General features: G+C 69.0%; 11 protein-coding genes. 8 read left to right on the plus strand and 3 right to left on the minus strand.

Going from position 1 to position 8180, the window contains the following annotated elements:
• The first annotated feature begins 111 nt into the window (after nt 1-111).
• From V7793_RS28595 to V7793_RS28610, 4 genes are all read left to right on the plus strand, one after another.
• Nucleotides 112-1422, plus strand: a complete 1311-nt coding sequence (locus tag V7793_RS28595; protein WP_336011666.1) for an eCIS core domain-containing protein — start codon at nt 112-114, stop codon at nt 1420-1422.
• A gap of 70 nt (nt 1423-1492) precedes the next feature.
• Nucleotides 1493-1621, plus strand: coding sequence for a morphogenic membrane protein MmpB (mmpB, locus tag V7793_RS28600; protein WP_256790302.1), 129 nt, complete (start codon nt 1493-1495; stop codon nt 1619-1621).
• 99 nt (nt 1622-1720) lie between these two features.
• Nucleotides 1721-3184 (plus strand): peptidoglycan D,D-transpeptidase FtsI family protein, encoded by a 1464-nt coding sequence (locus tag V7793_RS28605; protein ID WP_336011671.1) that lies wholly within the window; start codon nt 1721-1723, stop codon nt 3182-3184.
• Nucleotides 3185-3216: 32 nt separating this feature from the next.
• The gene (locus V7793_RS28610) at nt 3217-3840 is read left to right on the plus strand and encodes a Maf family protein (protein ID WP_336011674.1); all 624 of its coding nucleotides are present in this window, start codon (nt 3217-3219) and stop codon (nt 3838-3840) included.
• Here the strand turns inward: V7793_RS28610 and V7793_RS28615 are convergent.
• Both V7793_RS28615 and V7793_RS28620 read right to left on the minus strand, forming a co-directional pair.
• Entirely contained in the window at nt 3837-4130 is a 294-nt protein-coding gene (locus tag V7793_RS28615) for a hypothetical protein (RefSeq protein ID WP_336011677.1), read from the minus strand. The genes V7793_RS28610 and V7793_RS28615 overlap by 4 nt on opposite strands.
• A gap of 16 nt (nt 4131-4146) precedes the next feature.
• Complete coding sequence (locus V7793_RS28620) at nt 4147-4596, minus strand: hypothetical protein (RefSeq protein ID WP_336011680.1); 450 nt, start codon at nt 4594-4596, stop codon at nt 4147-4149.
• A 123-nt stretch (nt 4597-4719) separates the two neighbouring features.
• Between V7793_RS28620 and V7793_RS28625 the strand changes: the two genes are divergently transcribed.
• The 4 genes from V7793_RS28625 to V7793_RS28640 all read left to right on the plus strand — a co-directional run bounded on the left by V7793_RS28625 (nt 4720) and on the right by V7793_RS28640 (nt 7297).
• A complete protein-coding gene (locus tag V7793_RS28625; RefSeq protein WP_336011682.1) occupies nt 4720-5553 on the plus strand; it encodes a helix-turn-helix domain-containing protein in 834 nt (277 codons plus the stop codon).
• On the plus strand, nt 5550-5807 hold the full coding sequence (locus V7793_RS28630) for a DUF397 domain-containing protein (RefSeq protein WP_336011685.1): 258 nt from the start codon (nt 5550-5552) through the stop codon (nt 5805-5807). Before V7793_RS28625 ends, V7793_RS28630 begins: the two co-directional genes overlap by 4 nt.
• Before the next feature lie 48 nt (nt 5808-5855).
• Nucleotides 5856-6422 (plus strand): DJ-1/PfpI family protein, encoded by a 567-nt coding sequence (locus V7793_RS28635; RefSeq protein WP_336011688.1) that lies wholly within the window; start codon nt 5856-5858, stop codon nt 6420-6422.
• Nucleotides 6423-6493: 71 nt separating this feature from the next.
• A complete protein-coding gene (locus V7793_RS28640) occupies nt 6494-7297 on the plus strand; it encodes an IclR family transcriptional regulator (RefSeq protein ID WP_336011691.1) in 804 nt (267 codons plus the stop codon).
• Here the strand turns inward: V7793_RS28640 and V7793_RS28645 are convergent.
• Nucleotides 7267-7707: a hypothetical protein gene (locus tag V7793_RS28645; protein ID WP_336011694.1), complete on the minus strand. Its 441-nt coding sequence runs from the start codon at nt 7705-7707 to the stop codon at nt 7267-7269. The genes V7793_RS28640 and V7793_RS28645 overlap by 31 nt on opposite strands.
• Nucleotides 7708-8180: the final 473 nt, after the last annotated feature.

Raw genomic sequence — 8180 nt, forward strand, 5'->3', positions numbered from 1 at the left:
GGAAAGGAACTCCTCTCCCGCACACCGGACGCGCCCCTGCGACACACCGCCCCCGGCCCGGAGCCCGCCCGCGCCCTCCTCCCCCGCTCGCCCGGCGCTCCCCTGGACCACGTGACGCGCCGGACCATGTCCGCCCGCTTCTCGTACGACTTCAGCCGTGTCCGCACGCACAGCGACGACCGGGCGGCCCGGCTGGCCGAGGGTCTGCACGCCAGGGCGTACACGGTGGGGCACGACGTGGTGTTCGGACGCGACATGTACGCACCGCACACCGAAGCCGGGCGGGCCCTGCTCGCCCACGAGCTCGGGCATGTCGTGGAGCAGTCGGCGGCGGGGGTGCGGGTGGTCCAGTGCGACGACGTGGCGGCGCCCGCGCCGGTGGCGGCGAAGCCGGCGGACCCCGAGGCGGCGCTGGGGCAGCGGCTGGTCAAGGAGTTTCCGAACGGGGTGGCGCTGGCGTTCTACCAGCCGATGCCGAGTGCGAGGGACAGGGAAGAAGCCGGTAACGCCGCTGGGACATGGGCCAAGCGGGAGAAGGCACTGGGCGTCACAGGCAAGAAGGTCACCGCCTCGGACGTCGCGTTCGGCGAGGCGATGTCCGATAAGGACCACCCTCTGAAAGAGACGGTGCAAGCGATCGGCACCCTCTTGAAGGCCGCCGTCGCAAAGGCCCCACCGGACCCGGCCGCGCCGCCCGGGGGCAGCCCGGCCGCGGTGCGCATCCTTGCGCTGTTCGCGCACGGCGATCCCGGCTTCTGCGGCGTCGGCGGCGTCACTCCCAGGAATGCTGCGTCGGTCATCCAAGGGATCGCTCCCGCGCTCGCAGCAAACATCACCATCGTCTTCTTCACCTGCAATTCAGGCCGTGTCTGGGAGGAGACGGAAGACTGGGAGAAACAGAGCATGCGACCGGGCGGGAAGGGCTCCCTGGCGTCCGTGACCCGCGACGCACTCATAGCCGAAGGCAAAGTCGGCTCGGTGTGGGGGCACTCGATGGGCGGGCACGTCGCCGGCGTCAACCCTGCGCTACGGGAATTCACCACTGCCGCCGGTAAGGGCAGCGAGGGCGCATCCTTTGTCATGCGGTACGTCTTCACAGAAGCGGATAAGAGCAACACGACGAAGGAGTTGCTCGACGCGGTCTCCGCGCAGGGATACCGGCTCACCTCCGCTGCAGCCGCCACTGCCGGCGCCGTGGCGGAGAGCACGATGTACTACGGCTACGCCGATGCGAGCTGGAAGCTGACCTTCGGCGGCAGCATGCTCGCCGAGGCCGCGCCCACGCACCCCGCCGAGGTGGCCAAGCTGATCAAGGACTACTGGACGACGACGTACTGGCCCGCCAACAAGGGCAAAGCGACCAACCTCCTCATCAACAAGTGGCTGGTCCCCCAGGGCCAGGCCACGAAGCTCAAGCCGTAGCACCCCCGCCCCGGCGATTGAGTACGCGTACTCAGGCGCGCCCGCACCCCCCGGCGGCACCATGGGGGCAATGCTGTGGTCCGACCCTTCGAACGAACCCCCCGAGGAGCTGCGCGAGGCGCAGGCGATGCTCCGCCGGGCCGGTCTCGTGCTCGCGATCGGCATGGTGATCGCCTTCGTCATCCTCGGCATGGGCTGAGTCACAGGGAACCCACAGTTACAGGCCGTCTGCAACCAAATCCTCCCCATCCCTCATCATGGCTAGTGAAATGCCGCGAACCGGGGAGTGCGTCACACCATGAACAAGCCCGTGCGCCACATATCCGTCTTTGTCGGATTGCTGGTCCTGGCCCTGCTGGTCCGGGCGAACTGGATCCAGTTCGTCCGCAGTGACGATCTGGCCAATCACAAGGACAACAAGCGGGTGAAGATCGCCTCCTTCGCACAGCCCCGCGGCAACATCATCGTCGGCGGCCAGCCGATCACCGGCTCCAGCGAGACCACGGGCGACTACAAGTACAAGCGCACGTTCAAGGACGGCGAGATGTACGCCCCGGTCACCGGCTACTCCTCGCAGCTGTACGGCAACAGCCAGCTCGAATTCGTCAACAACAAGCTGCTCAGCGGCACCGACGACAAGCTGTTCCTGCAGCGCACCACCGACATGCTCAGCGGGAAGAAGCCCCGCGGCGGCGACGTGGTGACGACCATCGACCCGAAGGCGCAGAAGGCCGCCTTCGAGGGCCTCGGCAAGTACAAGGGCGCGGTCGTCGCCCTCGACCCCCGCACCGGCAAGATCCTCGCCCTGGCCTCCACCCCCTCCTACGACCCCTCGGTCTTCGCGGGGAACACGCTGAAGGACCAGGAGGCGTACAAGAAGCTGGAGGCCGACAAGGACAAGCCGCTGGTCAACCGGGCGATCAAGGAGCGCTACCCCCCGGGCTCCACCTTCAAGATCCTCACCGCCGCGGCCGCCCTCGAACACGGCATCGTCAGCGACATCAACGCCAAGGGCAGCGCCCCGGTCCCGTACCCGCTCCCCCTCAGCACCACCAAGGTCCGTAACGACGTCCAGACCGAGGAGTGCGTCAACGGCTCCCTCAAGGCCGGCCTCCAGTGGTCCTGTAACAACGTCTTCCTCGACCTGGCCGACAAGCTGGGCAAGGACAAGATGCGGGAGACCGCCGAGAAGTTCGGCTTCAACAACAAGGACATCTTCATCCCCAACGGCACCGTCGAGAGCATCTACCCCAAGAACCTCGACCGCCCGCAGACCGCCCTCACCGGCATGGGCCAGGGCAGCCTCGACAGCACCCCGCTGCAGATCGCGATGATGACCGCCGCCCTCGCCAACGACGGCAAGCTCATGAAGCCGTACCTGGTCGAGGAGCTGCGCGACCCCGGCCTGAACTCGCTGGAGAAGCACAAGCCCGAGGTCATGTCGCAGGCCGTCTCCGCCGGCACGGCCAAGAAGGTCCAGCAGATGATGGAGAACACCGCCCAGAACGGCACCGGCAAGAAGGCCCTCATCGACGGCGTCACCGTCGGCGCCAAGACCGGCACCGCGCAGCACGGCGTCAACAACGAGAAGCTCCCGTACGCCTGGTTCGTCTCCTACGCCAAGCAGGGCGACGGCTCCCCCGTCGCGGTCGCCGTCTTCATCGACCCCGAGGGCTCCGGCATCGACCGCGACGAGATCTCCGGCGGCGGCCTCGCCGGCCCGATCGCCAAGAAGGTCATGCAGGCCGTGATCAAGAAGTAAGCGCCCGGGGGCGGGGGCCGCGGTTGTCTACGATGGCGGGCATGACCCCTCAGCGCCGCCTCGTCCTCGCCTCCCAGTCCCCCGCCCGCCTCGGCCTGCTCAAGGCCGCCGGGCTGAGGCCCGAGGTGATCGTCAGCGGCGTCGACGAGGACGCGCTGACCGCCCCGACCCCCGCCGAGCTGGCGCGCGTCCTGGCCGAGGCCAAGGCCGACGCGGTCGCCGCCCGGCCGGAAGCGGCCGGAGCGCTGGTCATCGGCTGCGACTCCGTCCTCGAACTGGACGGGCAGGCCCTGGGCAAGCCGGACGACGCCGAGGACGCCACCTCCCGCTGGAAGGCGATGCGGGGCCGGTCCGGGATCCTCCGGACCGGCCACTGCATCGTCGACACGGCCACGGGCCGCCGGGTGTCGGCGACCGCTTCCACGACCGTGCGCTTCGGGGAGCCCTCCGACGCCGAGATCGCGGCCTACGTCGCGACCCGCGAGCCGCTGTACGTCGCGGGCGCCTTCACCCTCGACGGCCGTTCCGCCCCCTTCATCGAGGGCATCGACGGCGACCACGGCAACGTCATCGGCCTCTCCCTCCCCCTGCTCCGCAAGCTCCTCGCCGAGCTGGGGATGTCGATCACGGAGCTGTGGGCCGACGCGACCGCCTAGAGCGGCAGCACCCCGGCAACCGGCGCGAGGAGCCCGAGGACCGGGCCGAGGGCCTGCTGGGCCTGACCCAGCTGGTTCAGCTGGTTGAGCTGATCCAGCTTGCCGAGCTGGTTCGTGGCCCCGGGGTGGATGCTGGTCGCCGGCGGCTCGGGAGCGGGCGCCGGCGGGGCCATCACGTCTCCCGCGTTCGAAGTGGGCGGTTGCGGCATGGGAGCGGCCGTGGCTGCGGTGGCGGTCAGGGCGAAAGCGGCGCCGGTGAGAGCGGCGGCGGCAACGATGCGCTTCATCATGACCGCCCCAACGAGGTTATGGCGCCTCGGTCACCATTCCTTCCGCCACTCGGGGGGCGCACCCCAGAAATGCACGGGCCGTGCTCAGCAGAAGAAGCGTGTGCACGAGGCGCCCGTCGGGCGTGGGAACGCAGAACCACGAGAGGGGCCATGTGGCCCCGTAGAGCGCGGGAATGGGGATGTAGTCGGCCGCGCCGACTTCCCCGGTGAGGCGCTCGGCGCCTTTCGGCCACGCGCGGCGGGCGGTACTTCCGGGTTCGACCAGGAAGTACATCGCCCTGCGGTCGTTCGCTTCCGCGATGATCGGACCGGGCCGGCCGCGGGTGAGCATGGCCATGGCATTGGCCAGACGGCGGCCGTCGTTGCCGTGGACGCGGACGGCGTCGAAGTGGACGCCGGCTTTGCGGAGTTGGTGACCGGTGGCGGGGAGCCAGTCGATTTCGGCCAGCCGAGCTTGCTGATTCATGTGACGAGCATCACCGACGGCCGCTAGGTTTTCCATCACGGAGCGTGGACTGTTGTTAACAGTGCGCTGCAGTCGAACGTTCCTTGACCACAGTTGAGTCAGGTGGAAGGCGGGGGCCGGGAAATGGCGAGCCAGGAGAACAAGGACCGGGCGTCAACGGCGGCGCAACTCACGTCCGACATCGCACGGTTGCTACGCAAGTTCGCGGGCATGACACAGGAGGAACTGGGTGAGCAGATCGGCTACACGGGGTCAGCGATCAGCGCCCTGGAGACGGGCGCACAGCCTGCGACCGAGAAGATGCTGGATGGACTGGAGACAGCCATCGGCTGCGGTATGGGCATCTTCACCGCGGCAAAGAAGTATGTACGACTGGACAAGTACCCAACGCATTTCAAGGACTTCGCCCGCCTTGAGCAGCAGGCGCTGACACTCTGCACGTATGAGAACTTCGTGGTCGACGGACTGTTTCAGACCGAGGAGTATGCGCGGGCGCTCATTGGCGGCGGATATCCACCACTGCCGGAGGCCGTCGTGTCCGAGTTGGTCGAGGCCCGTATGGCGCGCAAAGCCGTATTCGACCGCGACCCGACGGCGTTGATCGAGATGGTCCTCGAAGAGTCCGTGCTACGCCGGCCTTTTGGGAGCTGGGACGTGATGCGCGGGCAGCTGAACCACCTTGCCGAGTACGCGCGGCGCCCTAATGTCACCATTCAGGTGCTGCCCATGGACCGCGGGCTGCGCGGAGAGCACGCTGGCGCTGAAGGGCCGATGAAGCTCGTACAGACGCCGGAGCACCGCATGTTGGTCTACTTGGAGGTGGAGGGCACGAGCAACCTGATCAGCGACCCGCCTGAGGTTACCCGTCGCTTCCACCGCTATGCGAAGATCCGCGCACAAGCCCTCGGCCCGGACGAATCGCTGGGCCTTATCGAGCGGTTGGCGGGAGAGCTATGAGAGCAACCTTGCACTGGTACAAGTCCAGCTACAGCGACTCCAGCGGCGGCAACTGCCTGGAAGCCGCCCTCGCGTGGCACAAGTCCAGCTACAGCGACCCCGGCGGCGGCGACTGCGTAGAAGTGGGCAGACGCCCAGACCGCGCACCGGTGCACATACGCGACTCCAAGAACCCAACCGGCGGCACCCTCACCATCAACAACACCACCTGGGCAAGTTTCCTCGGACATGTCAAAGCGCATATTCCGGTGTAGGCCGGAAGCCATCCGGCTACGCCTCCTACCCCCGAGGAGTCCGCCGCCATGCCGAGGATCCTGATCACCACTGGTGACGCCGCCGAGGACCTGGAGGTCCTCTACCCCTACCAGCGCCTGCTGGAGGAGGGCTACGAGGTGGACATCGCCGCCCCCACCGTGAAGCAGCTCCAGTTCGTCGTGCACGACTTCGTCGCGAGCTTCGACACGTACACGGAGAAGCTCGGCCACAGCTGGCCCGCGGACGTGGCGCTGGCGAACGTGAACCCGTCGGACTACGCCGCGGTCGTCATCCCCGGCGGCCGCGCGCCGGAGTTCCTGCGGCTGGATCCGGACTTCCAGCGGATCATCAGGTGGTTCTTCGCGCAGAACAAGCCCATCGCGCACATCTGCCACGCCGTGATCGCGCTGACGCCGCTGGGCGTCCTCAAGGGCCGCCGCACGGCGGCGTGGCCGGCCTGCAGGCCGGACGTGCAACTGGCAGGCGGCACGTTCGTGGACGCGGAGGCCGTCGTCGACGGGAACATGGTGTCCGCGCGGGCGTGGAACGACCAGCCCGCGTGGATGAGGGCGTTCGTGGAGCTGCTCCGGGAGAAGGCGCCGGTCAAGAGCTGACGCCGACGGCTCCTGTGCGAGGCTGGGAGGTCCGCCGACAGCCGCCCAGCCTCGAAGGAACCCGAACCTCCATGTCCCGGTCCGTGGACCGCGCCCTCGACGTCCTGGACGCAGTGGCCGCGGCAGACGCCCCCGTCCCGGCCAAGGTGCTGGCCAGACAGCTCGGCTACGGCCTGTCCACGGTGTACGAGATCCTCGGCACGCTCACCGCCCGCGGGCATCTGGTCCGTACCGCGGGCGGCTACACCCTCGGGTACCGCGTGCCCGTCCTGCACCAGGCGTTCCAGCGCCAGATGCAGCTGGACGACGCCGTGCACGCGCTCCTGCTCACGGCCCGGCGGGAAGCGGGCGCGGACACGTACTTCAGCACGTACCGCGACGGGGCCATCGCCGTGCTCGCCGGGAACGCCGCCGACCCGTCGACGGGCGGCTTCAGCGTGGGCCGGGATCTCGACGGGCACGCGACCGCCCACGGCAAGGTGCTGCTCTCGGCGCTGCCCCGGGCGGCGCGCATGCGCTACCTCACGGGTACGGGGATGCGGGCGATCACGCCGCGGACGATCACGTCGCCGGACCGGCTGGACGCGGAGCTGCGGCGCGTGCGGCGGGAGGGGGTCGCCGTGGAGGTCGAGGAGTGCGCGCCGGGAGTGGCGTGCGTGGCGGTACCCGTACCGGTCCTGCCGGGCGCACCCGGCAGCCACCGCGGCATGTCTGCCGCATCCGCCGCATCCGCCGTGTCCGCCGTGTCCGCCGCCGTGCCACTGGAGGATTTCCACCGCCACAGGCACCGGCTGACGGACACGCTGCGCCACGTGGCGGCGGAGGCGGCGAAGTTGGCCGCGCGTCAGCGCGGGACGACGGCTTCCACGGGCTGAGCCCAGCGCTCCGGGTCGTAGACCATCAGCGTCCAGACGATCAGGGCGAGGACGGCCATGACGGCCGCGAACGCGGACCAGCCGACGAGGCCGACGCAGAACGCGCCCAGCAGGCCGTGCACGACGCCGCAGGTGATCAGCAGAATCCTTCCCGCTGCGCGGGGCGGGCGGTCGCGGAGGGCGGCGCGGAGGGCGACGACGGCGCACAGGAGCAGGTAGAGGGCGAAGAGGCCGCCGGCGATCCAGGCGGCGAGGGCCATGAGGCCGGGGTCGCTGCCCGCGAGGGACATGTGCTGGCGGCGGACGACGACGCCGAGGATCCAGTTGATCAGGGCGATGCCCAGGCCCTCCACGGCGAGGGCGAGCGCGGCGAGGCCGGCGACGGGTCTGCGGAGCCGGAACCGGGTCATCACCACCCCTTCACCACCCCCTTGTCGCGCCCTCGCCCGCCCCTCCGCGGGCGATTGCCGCGGTTACCGCGGGTACCCACGTCTGAAAGGACGCTACTCACGGGTAGAACCATGAGCAAGGGGTCGGTACGGAGCCGGTGAGAAGGCGCGCCCGGATCCGTAGCCGCACCCCCTCGGGGCCCGCGCCCGGCCGAACGGCCCCCGGGCCGGTTCCCGCACACGCAAACTTTGGGCCACCCCTTCGTAGGGACTCAACAAAGAAAGCTCTTTCCTGCCCGGCGGCACACGTCGAGAGCTCCGCCACATGCAAAGGTCGACGGAGACCCTCATACCCGGCGTACGGTGGGAGAACTGGGGACTTTGGCGCGCACACGGCCTCCGGTTCACGCTCCGTGTGGGCAAGCTCACCTCGGGAGTCGGCTCGGCACAGAGTGTCGCCAGTACCTAAACTCACCTTGTTTCAAGGAGGGAGC

The sequence above is a fragment of the Streptomyces sp. KLMMK genome (assembly GCF_036961605.1).
Lineage (GTDB): Bacteria > Actinomycetota > Actinomycetes > Streptomycetales > Streptomycetaceae > Streptomyces > Streptomyces telluris.